Annotated in this window: 19 protein-coding genes, 4 tRNA genes and 1 riboswitch; of the genes, 18 read left to right on the forward strand and 5 right to left on the reverse strand. The window is 71.4% G+C overall.

All coding sequences use genetic code 11. The annotated features are described in order from the left end of the window. Positions 1-9: 9 nt before the first annotated feature. The 4 genes from Q7C18_RS02200 to Q7C18_RS02215 are packed head-to-tail and all read right to left on the reverse strand — an operon-like array spanning position 10 to position 4386. Positions 10-1662, reverse strand: coding sequence for an RsmB/NOP family class I SAM-dependent RNA methyltransferase (locus Q7C18_RS02200; RefSeq protein WP_311023940.1), 1653 nt, complete (start codon positions 1660-1662; stop codon positions 10-12). Next, positions 1659-2777, reverse strand: a complete 1119-nt coding sequence (gene fmt, locus Q7C18_RS02205; RefSeq protein ID WP_311023942.1) for a methionyl-tRNA formyltransferase — start codon at positions 2775-2777, stop codon at positions 1659-1661. The genes Q7C18_RS02200 and fmt overlap by 4 nt, the downstream gene beginning before the upstream one ends. A 14-nt stretch (positions 2778-2791) precedes the next feature. Then, positions 2792-3415 (reverse strand): peptide deformylase, encoded by a 624-nt coding sequence (gene def, locus Q7C18_RS02210; protein WP_311023943.1) that lies wholly within the window; start codon positions 3413-3415, stop codon positions 2792-2794. Positions 3416-3465: 50 nt separating this feature from the next. Continuing rightward, positions 3466-4386 carry a cytochrome gene (locus tag Q7C18_RS02215; RefSeq protein ID WP_070162193.1) on the reverse strand — a complete coding sequence of 307 codons (921 nt, stop codon included), beginning with the start codon at positions 4384-4386 and terminating at the stop codon, positions 3466-3468. 281 nt (positions 4387-4667) lie between these two features. Here Q7C18_RS02215 and Q7C18_RS02220 point away from each other — a divergent pair. The 14 genes from Q7C18_RS02220 (at position 4668) to Q7C18_RS02285 (ending at position 14599) form a co-directional block, all read left to right on the forward strand. Then, positions 4668-4741, forward strand: a tRNA-Gly gene (locus Q7C18_RS02220). Positions 4742-4785: 44 nt separating this feature from the next. Next, positions 4786-4856, forward strand: a tRNA-Cys gene (locus Q7C18_RS02225). Between the two features lie 35 nt (positions 4857-4891). Then, positions 4892-4963: transfer RNA gene (locus tag Q7C18_RS02230), tRNA-Val, on the forward strand. Positions 4964-4989: 26 nt separating this feature from the next. After that, positions 4990-5063 (forward strand) — tRNA-Gly (locus Q7C18_RS02235). 72 nt (positions 5064-5135) lie between these two features. Beyond that, positions 5136-5267, forward strand: a riboswitch (FMN riboswitch). Positions 5268-5381: 114 nt separating this feature from the next. After that, positions 5382-6152, forward strand: a complete 771-nt coding sequence (pnuC, locus tag Q7C18_RS02240) for a nicotinamide riboside transporter PnuC (RefSeq protein ID WP_311023946.1) — start codon at positions 5382-5384, stop codon at positions 6150-6152. Then, entirely contained in the window at positions 6145-7401 is a 1257-nt protein-coding gene (gene ribD, locus Q7C18_RS02245) for a bifunctional diaminohydroxyphosphoribosylaminopyrimidine deaminase/5-amino-6-(5-phosphoribosylamino)uracil reductase RibD (protein ID WP_311023947.1), read from the forward strand. Before pnuC ends, ribD begins: the two co-directional genes overlap by 8 nt. Then, positions 7383-9509, forward strand: a complete 2127-nt coding sequence (ribB, locus tag Q7C18_RS02250; RefSeq protein WP_311023948.1) for a 3,4-dihydroxy-2-butanone-4-phosphate synthase — start codon at positions 7383-7385, stop codon at positions 9507-9509. The genes ribD and ribB overlap by 19 nt, the downstream gene beginning before the upstream one ends. Next, the gene (gene ribH / locus Q7C18_RS02255) at positions 9506-10006 is read left to right on the forward strand and encodes a 6,7-dimethyl-8-ribityllumazine synthase (protein WP_311023950.1); all 501 of its coding nucleotides are present in this window, start codon (positions 9506-9508) and stop codon (positions 10004-10006) included. Before ribB ends, ribH begins: the two co-directional genes overlap by 4 nt. Positions 10007-10071: 65 nt before the next feature. Further along, a complete protein-coding gene (locus Q7C18_RS02260) occupies positions 10072-10335 on the forward strand; it encodes a phosphoribosyl-ATP diphosphatase (RefSeq protein ID WP_070162201.1) in 264 nt (87 codons plus the stop codon). A 69-nt stretch (positions 10336-10404) separates the two neighbouring features. Continuing rightward, positions 10405-11256, forward strand: coding sequence for an ATP phosphoribosyltransferase (gene hisG, locus Q7C18_RS02265; protein WP_311023952.1), 852 nt, complete (start codon positions 10405-10407; stop codon positions 11254-11256). An 18-nt stretch (positions 11257-11274) separates the two neighbouring features. Further along, a complete protein-coding gene (gene hisF / locus Q7C18_RS02270) occupies positions 11275-12045 on the forward strand; it encodes an imidazole glycerol phosphate synthase subunit HisF (protein ID WP_311023954.1) in 771 nt (256 codons plus the stop codon). Positions 12046-12094: 49 nt separating this feature from the next. Then, complete coding sequence (gene hisI, locus Q7C18_RS02275; protein WP_070162209.1) at positions 12095-12466, forward strand: phosphoribosyl-AMP cyclohydrolase; 372 nt, start codon at positions 12095-12097, stop codon at positions 12464-12466. Then, positions 12453-14024: an anthranilate synthase component I gene (locus Q7C18_RS02280; RefSeq protein WP_311023957.1), complete on the forward strand. Its 1572-nt coding sequence runs from the start codon at positions 12453-12455 to the stop codon at positions 14022-14024. Before hisI ends, Q7C18_RS02280 begins: the two co-directional genes overlap by 14 nt. Continuing rightward, the gene (locus tag Q7C18_RS02285) at positions 14021-14599 is read left to right on the forward strand and encodes a Trp biosynthesis-associated membrane protein (RefSeq protein WP_311023959.1); all 579 of its coding nucleotides are present in this window, start codon (positions 14021-14023) and stop codon (positions 14597-14599) included. Before Q7C18_RS02280 ends, Q7C18_RS02285 begins: the two co-directional genes overlap by 4 nt. Before the next feature lie 147 nt (positions 14600-14746). Here the strand turns inward: Q7C18_RS02285 and Q7C18_RS02290 are convergent, their stop codons facing one another. Beyond that, positions 14747-15628, reverse strand: a complete 882-nt coding sequence (locus Q7C18_RS02290; protein WP_311023960.1) for a sulfurtransferase — start codon at positions 15626-15628, stop codon at positions 14747-14749. 153 nt (positions 15629-15781) lie between these two features. On the opposite strand from Q7C18_RS02290, the gene Q7C18_RS02295 reads away from it, so the two are divergent. Genes Q7C18_RS02295 through trpA form a run of 4 tightly spaced genes read left to right on the forward strand, consistent with a single transcriptional unit; the run spans position 15782 to position 19201 of the window. Next, complete coding sequence (locus tag Q7C18_RS02295) at positions 15782-16171, forward strand: HGxxPAAW family protein (protein ID WP_311023962.1); 390 nt, start codon at positions 15782-15784, stop codon at positions 16169-16171. A gap of 7 nt (positions 16172-16178) precedes the next feature. Then, positions 16179-17015: an indole-3-glycerol phosphate synthase TrpC gene (trpC, locus tag Q7C18_RS02300; RefSeq protein ID WP_311023963.1), complete on the forward strand. Its 837-nt coding sequence runs from the start codon at positions 16179-16181 to the stop codon at positions 17013-17015. Positions 17016-17075: 60 nt separating this feature from the next. Further along, on the forward strand, positions 17076-18386 hold the full coding sequence (trpB, locus tag Q7C18_RS02305; RefSeq protein WP_311023965.1) for a tryptophan synthase subunit beta: 1311 nt from the start codon (positions 17076-17078) through the stop codon (positions 18384-18386). Continuing rightward, complete coding sequence (gene trpA / locus Q7C18_RS02310; protein WP_311023966.1) at positions 18383-19201, forward strand: tryptophan synthase subunit alpha; 819 nt, start codon at positions 18383-18385, stop codon at positions 19199-19201. The genes trpB and trpA overlap by 4 nt, the downstream gene beginning before the upstream one ends. The last annotated feature ends 89 nt before the right edge of the window (positions 19202-19290 follow it).

Consider the following 19290-nt stretch of genomic DNA (forward strand, 5'->3'; position numbering starts at 1 on the left):
TCCTATGCGTCAGTCGGACTGGGTGGGGCGGAACAGGAGGGCGAAGAACATCGCATCGGTGCCGTGGACATGGGGCCACAGCTGCACCGTTCGGCTGTTCGTGCTGGTCTCGCCGCCTGCTTCGCGCAGGGGCTCGGAGCGGAGGAGCTCGGCCCCCTGCGGAGAGCTGACGGCCGTCATGGCGTCATGGGCGTCCAGCAGCCGCAGGCCCGGGCGACGCCGCAGCAGATCCTCGACCTGCACCACTGTCTCGGCCACATGCGGTGAACAGGTCACGTAGGCCAGCAGCCCGCCGGGCGCGAGCACATCGGCGGCGGCGTCGAGCAGATCCTCCTGCAGCACCGTCAGCTCCGCGAGGTCTGCGGGGCGGCGACGCCAGCGTGCCTCGGGGCGCCGCCGCAGGGCTCCCAGCCCGGTGCAGGGGGCGTCCACCAGGATCCGGTCGAACCCGCCATGGGTGGAGACCAGATCAGCCACGGCCGGATCCTCGCCGATGGTGCGGCCGTCGCCTTCGCGCACCGTCCAGGCGTCGGTCCGGATCGGAGCCAGGGCCTGGCGTACCAGCTCGGCGCGATGCGCAGAGGGCTCGTTGGCCACCAGCGCAGCGTCCTGCTCAGCGGCCAGCGCGGCCAGCAGGGCCGCCTTGCCGCCGGGGCCTGCGCACAGGTCCAACCAGTGTTCACCGGCGACGTCGGGGTCCACGGTCTCAGGGGTGAAGGAACCCGCCACGGCGCGGGCGATCCATTGCGAGCCGATGTCCTGGACGCGCAGCTCACCCTCGCGGACGCCGGGCAGGCGTCCGACGTCCCCTCCGCGGAACACCGCCGCCCCCTCGAGCAGGTCGCTGGGCTCCGCGCCTGCCGCCAAGGCGCCGGCGAGACGCGGCTCCCCAGCGGCGGGGAGGTCGACCAGATGCACCACCGGGGCGGCATTGTCAGCGGCGAGGGCGGCCTCCAGCTCGCCGGAGCGACCGTCGAGTCGCAGCGCCTGCTTCATGGCCCGCACCACCCAGGAGGGGTGCGCGTGCCGGAGGCCGAGGTCCTCGTCGGAGCCCGGCTCCAGCGACTTCTCCTCGGCAAGCCGCGTCATCCACGTCTCACGGTCCTCGGCGCTCAGGCGCCGCAGCACGGCGTTGACGAAGCCTCCCGGTCCGGCCCCGATCTCGGCGCGCACCAAGGCCACGGTCTCCGAGACGGCGGCATGGGCGTCCACTCGCATCCCCAGGAGCTGGTGGGCGCCGAGGCGCAGGGCATCGAGCACCGGCGCGTCGAGCGCGTCCAAGGGCCGGTCCACGCAGGCCGCAATGATCGCGTCGTAGGTCCCCTGGGCGCGCAGGGCGCCGTAGGCGAGTTCGGTGGCGAAACCTGCGTCCCGACGGTCCAGCCGGGCGCGACGGATCTCTCCGGGGAGTGTGAGGTTCGCGTAGGCGTCGTCGCGACTCACCGCCCGCAGGACTCGGAAGGCCACCAGTCGGGCGGGGTCGGCCTTCCTCCGTCTCCCGCTCGGCGCCTGGGCGCTGCGGCTGCGCGGCCGGGACCCGTCGGGGCCTCCGCGGTTCCGCTGTCGGCCGGTGGCGTCCCGGCGGTCCTCCCGGTGGTCTTCCCGGCGGCGACCGCCGTCGGCTCCGGGGGTGCCGTCTCGGCGTGGGCGCTGTCCGCTCATCGGTCCTCCCGGGACGTGTCGGTGGGGCGTGTGCTGGTGGTGGGGCCGTCGGGGGTGGGGGCGGCCGCCCCCAGCGTCACGCGGCCACGCAGCCCGCGGAGCCAGTCCGCGGCGGCGATCATCCGCTTGCCCGCAGGCTGGACCGCGCTGAGCACCACGCCCCCGTCGACGGCGCGGAGCACGACCTCGGGGTGCTGGGGCGTGCGATCCGCCGGGGCGAGCGAGACCTCGCCGGGTCGGGACCGAGCCAGCGGCTCCGGCAGCTCCGCCTCGTACACCCTCGCGGTGCCCAGCTTGAGCCGCTGGTCGTCGTGGAGGGTCCAGGCCCCCGGCTCCGGGATCGTCGCGTTGATGCGTCGGACCACGGCCTCAGCCTCCTGGTGAGGATCCACGTAGGCGTCCTCCCGGGTGAGCTTGCGGGCATGGCTCGGGGCGCCCTCCTGCGGGACCGGCACGGAGGCTCCGGTGAGGAGTTCGGGCAGCAGCGTGGTCAGCAGAGCGCCGCCGAGGCGTGTGAGGTCCTGCAGGACGACGCCGGCGCTGTGCTCGGGCGAGAGAGGGACTTCGCACATGGCATGGATCGGACCGGTGTCCATGCCGGTCTCCAGCTGGAAGACCGTCGCCGCAGCGGTGGCGTCCCCGGCGAGGATCGCATGCTGTACGGGTGCGGCTCCGCGGTGACGCGGCAGCGCAGAGTAATGCAGGTTCACCCAGCCGCGCGGGAGGGCCTCGAGCGCGGGGGCGGGCAGAAGGGCCCCGTAGGCCACGACCACCCCCAGTTCGGCGTCGAGGGCGGTCAGCTCCTCCAGGGTCGCCGCGTCGACTCGGTCAGCCTTGACCACGGGGACGTCGGCGTCTTCGGCGGCCTGCGCGACAGGGGAGGGGGTCAGCCGGCGGCGGCGTCCTACGGGGGCGTCGGGGCGGGTCAGCACGCCCGCCACCTGGACGCCGTCGTCCAGCAGGGAGCGCAGACAGTCGGCAGCGATGGGTGGGGTGCCGGCGAAGATGATGCGGCCCTGACGGGCTCCGGCGCGCAGGTCGGCGGGGTCCACGGCGCCATGGGCCTCGTGGAGGTCGTCCTCGGACAGGATCCGTGGTCTCGGTGCGGGGGTCATGATGTCCTCTCGCCTCAGGTGCGGGGTCCGGCGAAGAAGCTGCTTCCGGAGCCTGCGTCGTGGCGGGACTCCGGCCCGGCCCCGGCGGCTCGGCGCTGTGGCCCCTTCCCGCCCGCGGAGGGCTCACGCAGTGCGCGCATGGCGTGCCGGCGGTCCTCTCCGGTGAGCCTGTCGATGAACAGGCGGCCGTCGAGATGGTCGACCTCGTGCTGGAAGCAGGCCGCGAGGAGTCCGGCGGCCTCGACGTGCACTGCGGCGCCCTCGGGCGTCGTCCCGGTGAGGACGACGGTCTGCGACCGGTCGACGGGGGAGTAGACGCCGTCGACCGACAGGCACCCTTCGCGCAGCAGGTTCTCGCCCTCCGCCGGTCGGCTCGGCTCGCGGGGGGTGGGACCGATCGGACCGGTCAGGGAGAGCTCCGGGTTGATGACGGCGCCGCGGGAGCCGGCGGCGTCGAAGGTGAAGATCCTCAGCCCGACTCCGATCTGCGGGGCGGCCAGCCCGATGCCGCCGGCGGCGTCCATCGTCTGGTACATGTCCTCGACGAGCTGGACGATGCGTGCATCCAGCGCGGGGACCTCCTGAGCCGGGGTGCGCAGGACGGGATCGCCGAGGGTGCGGAGCGGGAGAACTGCCATGTCCTCGATCCTACTGCCGCACGGTGCTGGTCGCTCGACGCTCGGCGTGGTCAGGCCGCCGGTGTGACAGGCGGCACCCCGTCGCCTCCGGGGGCTTTCGCCGTCGACGTCGTCGCACCTGCCGACGCCGCTGCGGGCGGGGGTGCGAGCGGGCGCAGCGAGGGCCCGGCCTCAGCAGTCCGGCGTCCGTGCTCCCAGACCTGCCGCAGCGCCCAGAACTTGTGCCAGTGCGCCTTCAGCGCCGCGGGGGTCGCCTGGACGGGGACGACCTCCGTCTCCGAGACGGCCACCGCCATCAGAAGGCAGTCCTGTCCGTGGGGCCAGGGCTCCCAGATGCCGGCCTGCGCGTCGACCAGCCGCTCCTCGGCCTGCATGCCGGCCACCAGCTGCATGACGACGGATTCGCTCAGCGGCTTGGCGCGGCCCCTGCGGTCGAGGCCCTTGGTCTTGAAGTCGATCACGCAGGTCCGCCCGGCGATCTCGGCGATCAGGTCCAGGGTTCCGGCGTAGCCGATCGTGTGGTTCCAGACCGTGACCTCCGCGGCCAGGGGGCGCACCCCGTAGAGGTCCCACCATTCGTCGAAGCGGTCGGCGAAGGCGGTCTCGCCATGCTGGACCAGCGTCGCCCGCGCGGTGTCGACCTCGTGGTCGGTGCCCAGAGCACGCAGCGCGACCTGCTCCGCGTAGTGGTGGACGCGATCACCGCGTTGCGCCGCCGCGTCGCGGAACCGCTCGGCGGCCGAGGCAGCGTGACGGGCCAGGGTCTTCAGCTGGGAGGCGGAGCCGACGGCGGCGGCGAGGCGATCGTCCTGGATCAGTTCCTGGGTGGCCAGGTGGCCTGCCCATCCGGTGAGGTCCTTGTGCTCCTGGCCGATCACCGTGGTGATGGAGGGGACCTCGGGCGCGGAGGTGAGCGAGCGGGAGTACATCCGACCGAACTCGGTGGCGTGGGCGAGAGTGGGCTGTGTCATCGGGTCCAGTCTGCCACGCAGGCGTCTCGGGTCCGCAGGGAGGCCCGGACGCGTGTCCGGCGCTGCCCGCGCGTCGCCTCGGAGCGCGATGCGGCTCACCGGTGAAGCCCGGAACCCCCGGAATGACAGGGATCCGCCAGGTCACAGGCGGGTATGTGAGGGTGGTCACAGGGGCTCGATTGGACGAGGGGCCGAGGGCTGAGCTAGAGTTTCATGTCGTCGGAAAGCGGACAGCACGGACGGTCGAAAGGCCTTCCGGAATGCCGCGGAGAAGCCGATGTGCGGATGTAGCTCAGCTGGCTAGAGCATCACCTTGCCATGGTGAGGGTCGCGAGTTCGAATCTCGTCATCCGCTCGATGGGCTCGAAGGAGTCGATCCCGAATCCCGGAGACGGGGACGGTGGGGTGGCCGAGTGGCGAGGCAGCGGCCTGCAAAGCCGTATACGCGGGTTCGATTCCCGTCCCCACCTCGCTCGGCCCGCCTGCGGTCCGAACAGCTGAATAGGCGCGATTGGCGCAGCGGTAGCGCGCTTCCCTGACACGGAAGAGGTCACTGGTTCGATCCCAGTATCGCGCACTGAGTGGTCTATACTGATCACTCGTGCGGATGTAGCTCAGCTGGCTAGAGCATCACCTTGCCATGGTGAGGGTCGCGAGTTCGAATCTCGTCATCCGCTCAGCAGAAGGCCCGGAATCCCTCGTGGATTCCGGGCCTTCGTCGTCGGTGTGGCAGACTTGTCCCCGACACACTTCGTGCTCCGGGGTCGGTGAAAGTCCGAACCGGCGGTGAAAGTCCGCGACCCGAGCCGCCTCGGCGGCCTCGGTTGAACCGGTGGAACTCCGGTACCGACAGTCACAGTCTGGATGGGAGAAGCACGAAGGCCGGTCGACGGCGGTGCCTCTGGCGCACCCTCGACGTCTTTCCGGCCGCCGCGCAGGCATCGTCATCCCCGGAGCCGACTCCACCGTCGGGTCTGGGAAGGACGAGCTGCTGAATGGACGCCCTGCGCTGGCTTCTCGAGGCCGAAGTCCTGGTCTTCGGCAGTCCTCTGCTGCTCCGTGAGGTCCTCGGCAATGTCTTCGGCCTGGCCTGCGCCCTCGGCGGCATGCTGCGCCGTGTCTGGGCCTGGCCGGTGGGCATCGCCGGCAACCTGCTTCTGCTGACCGTCTTCCTGGGATCCTTCTTGGGTCTCAGCGATGACCCCGCGCTGCTTGGGCAGGCTGGGCGGCAGGTCATGTTCCTCATCGTCTCGGTCTACGGCTGGCACCAGTGGAGGTCGGCGCGTCGGGCGCAGCAGTCCGGCGGCGGAGTCGCCGCCGTCGCCCCCCGCTGGGCGCCCCCGCGTGCCCGGCTCGCCCTGATCCTGGCCCTGGTGCTCGGCACCGCCGCGCTGACGCCCGTGCTGCGTGCCCTCGGCTCCTATGAGCCGGTGTGGGCCGATGCGTGGACCTTTGTGGGATCGCTGCTGGCCACCTACGGCATGGCCCGCCGCTGGGTCGAGTTCTGGCTGCTGTGGATCGCGGTCGACGTCGTCGGAGTGCCGCTGCTGTGGTCGGCCGGCTACTACGCCTCCGCCGGAATGTACGCCGTCTACGGCGTGTTCACGCTGATCGGATTCATCGTCTGGAGCCGAGTCCAGCGACGTCAGACCGCAGACGTCGCGACGACTGGCGTCCGCCACGACGTCGCCGCAGACACCGGGGAGACCCCCGGCGCCCCGGGGGCGTCCCGATCACGGCCTCGGGAGGTGTCCCTCGATGGATGAACCGGTCGACGTCGTCTGCCCACCGGATCCCGCCGGTGCGCATGAGCAGACCATGCGGCTCGCGATCGAGGCCGCGCACCGTGGGCCGCGCGGCGCGAACCCCCTGGTCGGCGCGGTGCTGGTCTCCCCGGAGGGAGAGGTCCTGGCAGTGGGACACCACCGGGGGGCCGGACACCTCCATGCCGAGCGTGACGCGCTGCGTCAGGTCGCGGCGGGCGGTGACCACGGAGCCGTGGATCTCCACGGGGCCACGCTCTACTGCACGCTGGAGCCCTGCCGCCACCACGGCCGTCAGCCCCCGTGCACCGAGGCGATCCTCGAGGCCGGCGTGGGACGTGTCGTCTATGGGGCCGACGACCCGACGCCTGACGCCTCCGGAGGAGCGGCGGTGCTTCGCGCAGCTGGCGTCGAGGTGGTCTCCGGCGTGCTCTCCGGCCCTGCGCTCGCGGTCAACAACCGCTGGGCCCGGGCGCGCCGGGAGGGTCGGCCCTTCGTCACCGTGCACCTCGCCCAGAGCCTCGACGGGCGCATCGCCGCCGCTGACGGCACCAGTCAATGGATCACCTCATCGGCCTCCCGGCTGCACACGCACCGCATCCGGCGTCGCATCGACGCGATCCTGGTGGGCAGCAACACCGCCGAGGTGGACGATCCCCGGCTCACTGCCCGCCTGCCGGACGGGACCCTGGCCGACCGGCAGCCGCTGCGCTGCGTGATGGGGCGGCGACCGCTGGCGGAACGTGCCCGGCTGCGACAGGGGCGGCCCGAGGGAGACGGCTGGGTGCAGCTGCGCACCCACGACCCCCTCGAGGCGCTGCAGCGGCTGGGGGCGATCGAGCATGACGGGCATCCGGTCCGTCATGTGCTGGTCGAAGGCGGCTCCCGGGTGCTCGCCGCGTTCTTCGCCCAGGATCTGGTCGACGAGATCTTCGCGTACCAGGCGCCGCTTATCCTCGGCGCCGGGGCGTCCAGCGTGGGGGACATCGGCGTCACCACGCTGGCCGAGGCGAGGCGCTACACCCGCGATCAGGCGGAGGGCGGAGCAGTCCGGATCCTCGACGACGACGTCTGCGTCCATCTCCAGCCGGCAGAGGGCGCTCTGACCTGGCCGGAGCAGAGCACGGACCCGCTCAGCATCGGGCCGCGCGGCGCATCCGCGCCCACCCATCACGCATCGGACGCGGCGGCCGACATGGCCGGCGCCGGAGAAGACAGGAGCTGCACAGACCCATGTTCACCGGAATCGTGACAGGCGTCGGCCGGGTGCTCGAACGGCACCCCGACCCGGCCCGCGGGGTGGAACGGCTGACCTTCGAGGCGCCGGGACACGTCGAGGGACTGGCCCTGGGAGGCTCGATCGCCGTCAACGGCGTGTGCGTGAGCGCCACGGCCATCGACGATGAGAACGTCACCGTGGACCTCATCACCGAGACGCTCAAACGCACCACGATGGGACAGCTCGGCGTCGGCGACGCCGTCAACCTCGAACGGTGCCTCCCCTCGGGAGCCCGGCTCGACGGTCACGTCGTCCAGGGCCATGTCGACGGGATGGGCACCCTGGTGGAGCGTGACCTCCACGACGGGCGCCACCGCTTCGCCGTGCCGCGGGATCTGGCACCCTTCCTGGCGGAGAAGGGCTCCATCGCCGTCGACGGCGTCTCGCTGACCGTCACCGCGGTCTCCGCACCCGGTGCGCTCGAGGCATGGTTCGAGGTGGGCCTGATCCCCACCACGCTCGCCGAGACGACGCTCGGCGGACTCGCAGACGGCGGCCAGGTCAACCTCGAGGTGGACGTGCTGGCCAAGTACACCCGCAGGATGCTCGACCTCGACGCCGAGGCGGGCAGCAGCACACTCGAGCGCGGCGCGGAGGGGCCCGCGCTCGTTGAGCCCGCGCCTGCGGCCTCCGCACCCGGTGCGGCCGTCACGCCGGCGGTGCGCCGTCCCGACACTCCCGCGCCGGTGCTCGACCCTGTGGAGGTCGCCCTGAACCAGCTGGCGAAGGGCCGCCCCGTCGTCGTCGTCGACGATGCCGACCGGGAGAATGAAGGCGACCTCATCTTCCCCGCGGCGGCGGCCACCGAGGAGCTCATGGCCTTCACGGTGCGGCACTCCTCCGGGGTGATCTGCGTGCCGATGAGCCGGGAGCGGGCCGACCATCTGCGCCTGCCTCCCATGGTCACCGACAACCAGGACCCCAAGGGCACCGCCTACACCATCAGCTGCGACGCCGCCTCCGGCATCACCACCGGCATCAGCGCGGCCGACCGCGCCCGCACGGCTGCGCTGCTGGCCGACGCCGCCTCAGGGCCCGAAGACCTCACGCGGCCCGGACATCTGTTCCCGCTCATCGCCGACGACGCCGGCGTGCTGGGTCGGGACGGCCACACCGAAGCCGCCGTCGATCTCTGCCGGCTCTCCGGGCACCCGGAGGTCGGGGTCATCGCCGAGCTGGTCCACGACGACGGGCGCATGATGCGACTGCCGGCGCTGCGCGAGTTCGCCGACGATCACCGGTTGGCGCTGATCTCCATCGCGGACCTCATCGCCTACCGCGGCGGCGAGCCCAGTCCGGAGGCCGTCATGGACGCCGTGCAGGCGTCCTGGGAGCACCCCGAGGAGGAGTCCAGCGCCCTGGTGACCTCTGGCCCCGTGGTGACCCTGCCCACCGACCATGGGATCTTCGCCGCCCAGGTATGGACCGAGCACTCGACCGGCCATGAGCACCTGCTGATCTCCGCCCGGTCCCGCCCGGCCTCCGAGGCCGGCGCCCAGGAGCACCGCCCCCTGATCCGGATGCACTCGGAGTGTGTCACCGGTGATGTGCTGGGCTCCCACCGCTGCGACTGCGGCACCCAGCTGGCCTCCGCCCTGGAGTCGATCCAGCGCGACGGCGGCCACCTGCTGTACCTGCGCGGCCACGAAGGCCGGGGGATCGGTCTGGCCAACAAACTGCGTGCCTACAAGCTCCAGGAGGAGGGCGCGGACACGGTCGAGGCCAATGAGATGCTGGGCCTGGCCGCGGAGCTGCGGAACTACACCGGCGCGGCGGCGATCCTGCACAGCTGCGGCATCACCCGCCTGAGGCTGCTGACCAACAACCCGGACAAGGTCGAATCCCTGCAGAAGGCCGGACTGGACGTCGAGCAGGTGCCGGCCGACGGTGTCGTCCATGACGAGAACCGCCGGTACCTGCGCACCAAGCGGGACCGGATGCGCCACCTGCTGGACCACTTGGGCCTGGAGGATCGTGAGGCCCGTGGCGCAGGGCATGACCTGCCGCCGGAGGAGCTGGTGGCCGACCATGAGGAGCCTGCGGAGCGCACGCGTCCGCTTGACGAACAAGGAGAGAGATGAGCAGCACCGGAACCCCTGAGATCGACGCCACCGAGCTGGAGCAGCTGCGCACCGCGGCCGCCGAGAAGCCCCTCCGTGTGGCCGTGGTGGCCTCCCGCTGGCACACCCCGGTCATGGACGGCCTGATCGCCGGCGCCCGTCGCTTCCTGGACGGCATCGGCATCCATGACGTGACCCTGGTCCGCGCCCCGGGCAGCTTCGAGCTGCCGGTTCTCAGCGCGGCCGCCGCGACGCGCCACGACGTCGTCATCGCCCTCGGCGTGGTCATCCGTGGCGGCACCCCGCACTTCGACTACGTATGCCAGGCGGCCACGGACGGGCTGGGCCGGGTGGCCCTGGACTCCGGCGTCCCGGTCGGCTTCGGCCTGCTGACCTGCGATGACGAGCAGCAGGCCCTGGATCGCGCAGGTCTGGACGGCTCGAAGGAGGACAAGGGCTTCGAGGCGGCGCATGCCGCCGTCTCCGCCGCCATCGAGGTGGCACGGCTCACGTCATGACGTCCCAGGTGACGCATCCGCGCAGGAAATCGTCCTCGACCCACGGAAAGGCATACCCTGGGACGGTGAAGAACTTCGACCAGCTCTACGCCGAACTCGCCGAGAAGGCCGTCGCCCGCCCCGAGGGGTCCGGCACGGTGGCTGCCCTCGACGCCGGCGTCCACAGCATCGGCAAGAAGATCGTCGAGGAGGCCGCCGAGGTCTGGATGGCCTGTGAGCATGAGACCGACGAGGCCGCCGCCGAGGAGATCTCCCAGCTGCTGTACCACCTGCAGGTGATGATGCTGGCCAAGGGGCTCAGCCTCGAAGACGTCTATCGACATCTCTGAGGGTCGGCCGCAGGCCGACGGCTCCGTGCACCACACCCGAACGACATCCGAACAGGGAACGACACCTCCATGCTGCGTGTAGCTGTACCGAACAAGGGCGCCCTCTCCGAGGCCGCCATGGCCATGCTCTCCGAGGCCGGATACGTCCAGCGCCGTGACAAGCGCGAGCTGGTCATGGTCGACGAGGAGAACGGCGTCGAGTTCTTCTACCTCAGGCCCCGGGACATCGCCGTCTATGTCGGCTCCGGGACCCTCGACGTCGGGATCACCGGACGCGACCTCTTCCAGGACGCGCGCGTGGACCATGGCGCCGAGGAGATCATGGGACTGGGCTTCGGCGGGTCCACGTTCCGGCTGGCCGGACCGGCTGGGCGGTTCCGCTCGGCCGAGGACCTGGCCGGCAAGCGGATCGCCACCAGCTATGACGGTCTGCTCAGTCGGTGGCTCGAGGACCAGGGGCTCGACGACGTGGAGGTCGTCCACCTCGACGGCGCGGTCGAGACCGCGGTGCGTCTGGGAGTGGCCGATGCGATCGCCGACGTCGTGGAGACCGGGAACACGCTCAAGGCCGCCGGCATGGAGACCTTCGGGGAGGCGATCATGCGCTCTGAGGCGATCATGATCTCCCGCCACGGGGAGCGTCCCGCCGGGACCGACCGGGTGACCCGCCGTCTGCAGGGCGTGCTCGTGGCTCGGCAGTACGTGATGATGGACTACGACATCCGTCGTGAGCACCTTCAGGCCGCCAGCGCGATCACCCCCGGACTGGAGTCGCCGACCATCTCTCCGCTGGCCGACGAGAACTGGGTGGCCGTGCGCTCCATGGTTCCGGCGAAGAAGACCAACCAGCTGATGGACGAGCTCTACGAGCTCGGCGCTCGGGCGATCCTGGTCACCTCCATCCACGCCTGCCGGGTCTGAGCAGGGAGGGCACACCACATGTCACTGGCCGTCAGAGTCATCCCGTGCCTCGACGTGGACGCCGGCCGCGTCGTCAAAGGCGTGAACTTCGAGAATCTGCGCGATGCGGGAGATCCGGTGGAGCTGGCGCACCGGTACAACGACGCCGGCGCCGACGAGCTGACGTTCCTGGACGTCACCGCCTCGTCCTCCGACCGGGAGACCACCTATGACGTGGTCACCCGCACCGCGGAGGAGGTCTTCATCCCGCTGACCGTCGGCGGCGGGGTGCGCACCCAGGAGGATGTGGCCACACTGCTGCGCAGCGGGGCGGACAAGGCCTCCATCAATACGGCCGCGGTGAACCGACCGGAGGTCATCGACGAGATCACCGACCGCTTCGGCTCCCAGGTCCTAGTGCTGTCCCTGGACGCCCGCCGCACCGATGACCCGCAGATCGCCTCCGGCTTCGAGGTCACCACCCATGGAGGTCGCCGCGGCACCGGCATCGACGCGATCTCCTGGTGCCGCGAGGCCTCCGCGCGCGGAGTGGGGGAGATCCTGCTGAACTCCATCGACGCCGACGGCACCCAGGCCGGATTCGATGTGGAGATGATCCGTGCGGTCCGCCAGGTGACCTCAGTGCCGCTCATCGCCTCCGGCGGCGCCGGCCGCCCCGAGCACTTTCCGGCCGCCATCGATGCCGGCGCCGACGCGGTGCTCGCCGCCTCCATGTTCCACTTCGGCCCGGTGGACATGATCGCCCGCGTCAAGGAGGCCATCCGCGCCGCCGGCCATCCCGTGCGCTAACGCAGCCCCCAGCACACCTCCCGCCCGCCCACCTGCCGAGGACCTCCCCATGACCACGACCCCGCTTCCCGCCGAGATCCGCCAGAAGGTCAGCTTCGACGACGCCGGCCTCGTCCCGGCCATCGCACAGGACGCCGTCAGCGGCGAGGTGCTGATGATGGCCTGGATGGATGAGGAGGCTCTCGCGGCGACGCTGTCCACCGGCCGGGCGACCTACTGGTCCCGGTCCCGCGGTCAGCTCTGGCGCAAGGGGGAGACCTCCGGACATGTGCAGCAGGTCCGCCGTGTGGCCCTCGACTGCGACGGGGACACCGTCCTGCTGACCGTGGACCAGACGGGCCCGGCCTGCCACACCGGCACCCGCACCTGCTTCACCTCGCGGGAGATCACCCTGGAGGGAGGTCGCGATGACCAGGTCTGATCGGCGCTTCGGAGTGGTGTCCCCGAGTGCGGAGGAGTTCTCCGAGCTCGCCTGCGACCACCGGGTCATCCCGGTGACCATGCGCCTGCTGGCCGACGGCCACACGCCGCTGAGCATCTACCGGACGCTGGCTGACGGGCGGCCCGGCAGCTTCCTCATGGAATCCGCCGCTCCCGGCGCTGCGTGGTCCCGGCACTCCTTCATCGGCGTGCGCTCGCAGGCCACCCTCTCCGAGCGTGACGGCCGGGCGGTCTGGCTGGGAGACCCTCCTGCCGGCACCCCGCAGCAGGGCACCACTGCTGAGGTGCTGCGGGCCAGTCTCGACTTCCTGGGCGGCGACAACGGCCGGGCACGCACGGTGGCCCTGCCGCATCTGACCTCCGGGCTGGTCGGGTACATCGGCTGGGAGGTCGTGCGTCACTGGGAGCGGCTGCCGCACCCGCCCGCTGACGACCTGCATGTGCCCGAGATGGCCATGAACCTCGTGAGCGACCTCGTCGTGCACGACAACCGGGACGGCACCGTCACCCTGGTGGCGAACGCCTTCAACCAGGACGGACGCGACTCCGGCGTCGAGCGGGCCTACGCCGATGCGGTGGCCCGGCTGGAGCGGATGCGTGCCGCGCTCGCCGAACCGGTCCGCCCCGGGGTCGCGGTGGCCCCGGCGGACTGGCAGGAGACGGTCGAACGAGATCTCGAGGACCGCGTCGAGCATGCCTGGGACCAGGACGAGTACCTGGCCACGTTGGGCAGGGCCAAGCAGGCGATCATCGACGGCGAAGTCTTCCAGATCGTGGTCTCCCGGCGCTTCCAGGTCGCCACGGAGGTGGACGCGCTGGCGGTCTACCGCATGCTCCGGCTGCTGAACCCCAGCCCCTACATGTACCTGCTGCACTTCGAGACTCCCGATGGGGAGCCCTACCAGGTGGTGGGCGCTTCCCCGGAGGCGCTGGTCACCGTGGAGGATGACACCGTGGTGACACATCCGATCGCCGGCACACGTCCGCGAGGTGACACCCCCGCGGAGGACGAGGCGCTCGCCGATGACCTGCTCGCTGATGAGAAGGAGCGTGCCGAGCACATCATGCTGGTCGACCTGGCCCGCAACGATCTCGCCAAGGTGTGCGTGCCGGGCTCGGTGCAGGTCACGCGGTTCATGGCGGTGGAGCACTTCAGCCATGTGATGCACCTGACCTCGCATGTGCAGGGAGAGCTGGCGCCCGAGGCCTCGTCCTATGACGTCCTGGCGGCGACTTTCCCGGCCGGCACCCTCTCCGGAGCGCCGAAGCCCAGGGCCCTCCAGCTGCTCGACGCCTGGGAGCCGGCTCGACGAGGGGTCTACGGGGGAGTGGTCGGCTATTTTGACCTCTCTGGGCGGATGGATGCGGCCATCGCGATCCGCAGCGCATTGCTGAAGGACGGCCGGGCCTACGTGCAGGCCGGCGGCGGCATCGTCGCGGACAGCGACGACGACGCCGAACGTCAGGAGACGGTGAACAAGGCCGCCGCGCCCCTGCGTGCGGTGCTGGCCGCCGATCGGCTCCAGGAGCAGCCATGAGCCGCCGCGCGGTGGTGCTGGTGGGCCTGGCCGCAGGCGTGCTGCTGCTGGCCTCGGCCACACAGACGTGGGTGACCGCCGTCGGGCTGGGGGACACCTCCGCGGCGGGCCAGGTGGAGATCCCCGGCACCGATGTCTCGGACACGGTGACCGCCATGGCCCTGGTCGGGCTGGCCTCCTCCGTGGCTGTGACGATCGCCCGACGCATCGCTCGACTCATCATCGGCGTCGTGATGCTCGCCGCGGGCGTCTCGGCCGTCGTGACGGTGGCCCGGGTGATCGCTGCGCCCGGGGAGGCCTCGCTGCCCGCCCTGGGGGAGGTCACCGGCACCACGGAGCTCGCCGGTGAGTATGTCCTCGGTCCGGCGGTGTGGGCTGGTCTGGCCGGTGCTGTGCTGCTGGCGCTGGCGGCGCTGGCGCTGCTGATCTTCTCCCCGCGCTGGCGGGATCGGTCCTCGCGGCGATACGCCACAGCCCGCGAGGCAGGCGCGGCGCCGCAGGAGGACCCCGATGAGTTCGACCTGTGGGACGGACTCAGCGCCGGGGACGACCCGACCTCCGAGCGTCGAGGCTGAGCCCGGCGGACTCTGTCACCGCCCCCAGCCTCCTCCTCTGCGCCGAGGGTCGGCAGACACGGCCTCTCCCGGTGCGCTCGTCACGCGCTGTCCCGACGGCGGAGTCTGCCGAACCTCGAGAAGGAGGCGCAGATCATGCGGTGGGTCTCATTCGCCGACGGCGACCTCCAGCTCGGCATGCTGAGACCACTGGCTGAAGCTGCCCGGGTACAGCACGGCGTCGAAGCCGGCCAGGTGGGCCGCCAGGGTGGCGTGGGCTGCGTTGACGCCGGAGCCGCAGTAGCTCACCACCGGCCGGTGGTCGTCCGCGCCGGCCGCCAGCAGCCGCTCACGCAGCGCCTGGGGCGTCAGGAACCGGCCGGCGGCGTCGACGTTGCCGGCCGTGGGGAGGTTCCGCGCCCCGGGGATGTGGCCGGCCCGCGGATCGATCGGCTCGTGCTCTCCGCGGAACCTCGCCGGTGCGCGGACGTCCAGCAGCACGGCGTCGGCAGGGAGCCCCTGGCTCAGCCGGGAGGAGAAGTCTCGCACGGACTCCAGATCGACGGCCGCCGCGGCAGCCGTGTCGGTGACGTCCCGCTGCGGGTCCTGAAGCCGGATCGTCGACGGCTCCGGGCGCACATCGCCTTCCTCCAGCGGCAGTCCTGCCCGCCGCCAGGCCTCCAACGCCCCGTCGAGCACCCGGACGTCGCGGACTCCGGCCCGGCGCAGCAGCCACCAGGCGCGGGCCGCGGCGAGGTTCTGCAGGTCGTCGTGGACCACCACGGTGCGTCCCGGCAGGAGCCCCCACCGTCGCGCGGCCTGCTGCAGCGTCTCATGCCGCGGGAGCGGGTGACGTCCTACGACGGCGGGACGCCCATGGTCGCTGAGCTCATGGTCCAGGTCCACGTAGACCGCACCGGGGATGTGGCCGGCGCGGTGGTCGGCGGAGCCGTCCGGCTGGTCGAGCCTCCATCTGACGTCGAGCACATGCGGCGGCTCGGCGGAGCCCAGCAGGCTGTGGAGCTCGTCGGCGGTGATGAGTGTCTGCATGACCACCACCCTGCTCCGAGACCCCTCCGCTGTCCAGCCCGCCGCCACGGCAGGGGAGACCACCTGGTCTGCACGGGAGGAAATCTGGTCGGGCCGCGGGGAGCAGGCATGGCAGAATGGATGCTGAGCTGAAGTGACCGAGAGAGGACTCTGATGACCACCACGCAGCAGCGGACCGTGCGCGATGTCGAGCAGCAGCCGGCCGTCGGCGAGCAGCCGGATGACGCCTTCATCCACTATGACCACATCGGTCACGGGTCGACCCCTGCCGCCTGGACGCTGAGCCTGACGCTGATCGTCGGCTCGATCATCGCCGGCATCGGCTTCGTCGCCGAGATCTGGGTCCTGGCCTACATCGGTGCGGCCTGCGTTCCGCTCGCCCTGATCTTGGGCTACGCCCTGAAGAAGGCGGGTCTCGGCGTCGAGATGGACAGCTCGTCGGTGCTGAAGCACGGCGAGGACCCTCGGCGCCACCAGGGGCCCGCCGTGCCGGACAACACCTCCGGCAAGGGCGAGCGCATCCCCGACGCCTCCACCAACTGAGCCGCCGGTGAACACCGAGACACCCGCCTCCGCCGCCGGAACCGGCACGGTGCTGGACGGCATCATCGCCGGCGTCCGTGAGGATCTGCAGGTCCGTCGCGCCGAGGTTCCGCTGGCCGAGCTCCGCGCCCGCGTCGCTGACGTCCCGCCGGCCCTCGACGGGCTGGCCGCGCTGTGCGGCGGCCGTGACGACGCCGCAGGAGTCCGCATCATCTCCGAGGTGAAGCGGTCCTCGCCGTCGAAGGGCTCCCTGGCCGAGATCCCCGATCCCGCGGAGTTGGCCCGGGCCTACCAGGCCGGCGGAGCCTCCGCCGTGAGCGTTCTGACGGAGCGTCGCCGATTCGCCGGATCGCTGGCGGATCTGGACGCCGTCCGTGCCGCCGTCGACCTTCCCGTCCTGCGCAAGGACTTCATGGTCGACGAGTATCAGTTCCTCGAGGCCCGCGCCCATGGGGCGGACCTGGTCCTGCTCATCGTGGCCGCCCTCGACGACACTCGGCTCCGGGACTTCCTCGCGCTGACCCATGAGCTGGGGATGGAGGCGCTCGTAGAGGCCCATACGGAGGAGGAGATCTCCCGCGCCGTCGACGTGGGCGCCCGCATCGTCGGTGTCAACGTGCGCAATCTGAAGACCCTCGACGTCGACGTGGCGCACTACGGCACCATGGCCCGCCATCTTCCCGATGACGTCGTCCGTATCGCGGAGTCCGGCGTGGACGGTCCGGACGTGGTCGCCGACTACGCCTCCCGGGGTGCGGATGCGGTGCTCGTGGGGGAGGCGCTGGTCCGCGACGGCGACCCTGCCGCCGCCCTGGGCCGCTTCCGAGCAGCCAGCCGCTCCTGACTCCGGCTCCCGGCACGGCGTCGCCGAGCGGCACGCACCATCACCTGAACAGGAGAACCCATGACTGCAGAGTCCGACTCCGCGAGCTACCGCGACGCCGCCGGCCCCTACTTCGGCCCCTACGGCGGCCGATGGATGCCCGAGTCCCTGGTCGCTGCGCTCGACGAGGTGGAGAGGACCTTCCTCGAGGCACGCGAGGATGAGGAGTTCATCGCGGAGTTCGAGCGGCTCTGCCGGGACTACACCGGTCGTCCCTCGCTGCTGGCCGAGGTCCCGCGGTTCGCCGCCGAGCAGGGTGCGGCCCGTGTGTTCCTCAAGCGGGAGGACCTCAATCACACCGGCTCCCACAAGATCAACAACGTCCTCGGGCAGGCGCTGCTGGCGCGCCGGATGGGCAAGACCCGGCTGATCGCCGAGACCGGGGCAGGCCAGCACGGGGTCGCCACGGCGACGGCGGCGGCGCTGATGGGCATGGAGTGCGTGGTCTACATGGGTGCCGAGGACACTCGGCGTCAGGCGTTGAACGTGGCCCGCATGCGGCTGCTGGGTGCCGAGGTCGTCCCCGTCGAACATGGCGCTCAGACCCTCAAGGACGCGATCAACGAGGCGCTGCGCGACTGGGTCGCCACGGTGGAGAACACCCACTACCTGTTGGGCACCGTGGCCGGTCCGCACCCGTTCCCGGCCATGGTCCGCTGGTTCCATCAGGTCATCGGCGAGGAGGCCCGGCAGCAGATCCTGCAGCAGACGGGGCGTCTGCCTGACGCCGTCTGCGCCTGCGTCGGGGGAGGGTCCAACGCGATGGGCATCTTCCACGGCTTCCTCGACGACGCCGATGTCGCCCTGTACGGCTTCGAAGCCGGGGGCGACGGTGTGGACACGGGTCGGCACGCGGCGGCCATCACGCTGGGCCGTTCCGGAGTGCTCCACGGTGCACGCTCCTACCTCATGCAGGACGAGGATGGGCAGACCGTGGACTCGCACTCCATCTCCGCAGGACTGGACTACCCGTCCGTGGGCCCGGAGCACGCCCACCTGGCCGACGTGGGCCGGGCCGTCTACGAGCCGGTCACCGACGCCGAGTGCATGACCGCCTTCGAAGCGCTCTGTCGCACCGAGGGGATCATCCCGGCCATCGAGTCGGCCCACGCCCTGGCGGGGGCGGCCCGGCTCTCGGCGCGTTGGACGGAGGAGGACGCCGAGGCCGCGGCGCACCGCATCATCATCGTCAACCTCTCCGGGCGCGGCGACAAGGACGTGGCCACCGCCGCCGAATGGTTCCGCCTGCTGCCGGGCCAGGAGGCCGAGGGTGCTGACGGGGAGACCGACGACCATGCCGGCCGCGCGCCGGAGACGGGAGTGCAGGCATGAGCGTGCAGACCAGCCGCGGGGCAGCTGCTCCGTCGAAGACGGCGACGGCCATCGAGGCCGCCCGTGCCGCAGGACGTTCGGCCTTCGTGGGCTACCTGCCGGCCGGCTACCCGGACCGTGAGACCTCGATCGCCGCGGCGATCGAGCTGGCCCGTAACGGGGCCGAGGTCATCGAGATCGGCATCCCGTACTCGGACCCGGTCATGGACGGGCCCGTGATCCAGCAGGCCACCACCCAGGTGCTCCGGCGCGGGTTCCGCATCGACGAGGTCTTCGAGATCGTCCGAGCAGTCACCGAAGCCACCGACGCCGCCGTGCTGGTGATGACCTACTACAACCTCATCGACCGCATGGGAGCCGAGGAGTTCGCCCGCCGTCTGGCCGAGGCCGGGGGAGCAGGGGCCATCACGCCGGATCTGATCCCGGACGAGGCCGAGGACTGGATCGCCGCGACCGACGCGTACGGTCTGGACCGGGTGTTCCTCTCCGCGCCCACCTCATCTGCGGAGCGTGTCGCCAAGATCGTGGAGGCCTCCCGCGGATTCGTCTACGGCGTGTCCCTGATGGGTGTCACCGGAGCTCGCTCGGAGGTCTCGGACGCCGCGGAACGAGTCGTCCGGGCCGCCCATGAGGCCGGGGCGGAGCGGGTCTGCGTCGGACTCGGCGTCTCCACCCGGGCACACGTGGAGGAGATCGGTCGCTACGCCGACGGCGTCATCGTCGGCACTGCGCTGGTGGCCGCTCTGCGCGACGGTGGCCCAGCGGCGGTCGGCCGGCTCGCCGGCGAGCTCTCCGGTCGCCCAGCACCGGCCTGAGGCGGGCGCCTCGCCTGTCTGCGGGGCGCGCCCGAGGAGTCAGCCTGGTCGCCATGATCAGCCTGACCGCTTAGACTGCACCCGGCCGT

Source organism: Nesterenkonia sp. CL21 (genome assembly GCF_031705515.1).
Taxonomy (GTDB): domain Bacteria; phylum Actinomycetota; class Actinomycetes; order Actinomycetales; family Micrococcaceae; genus Nesterenkonia; species Nesterenkonia aethiopica.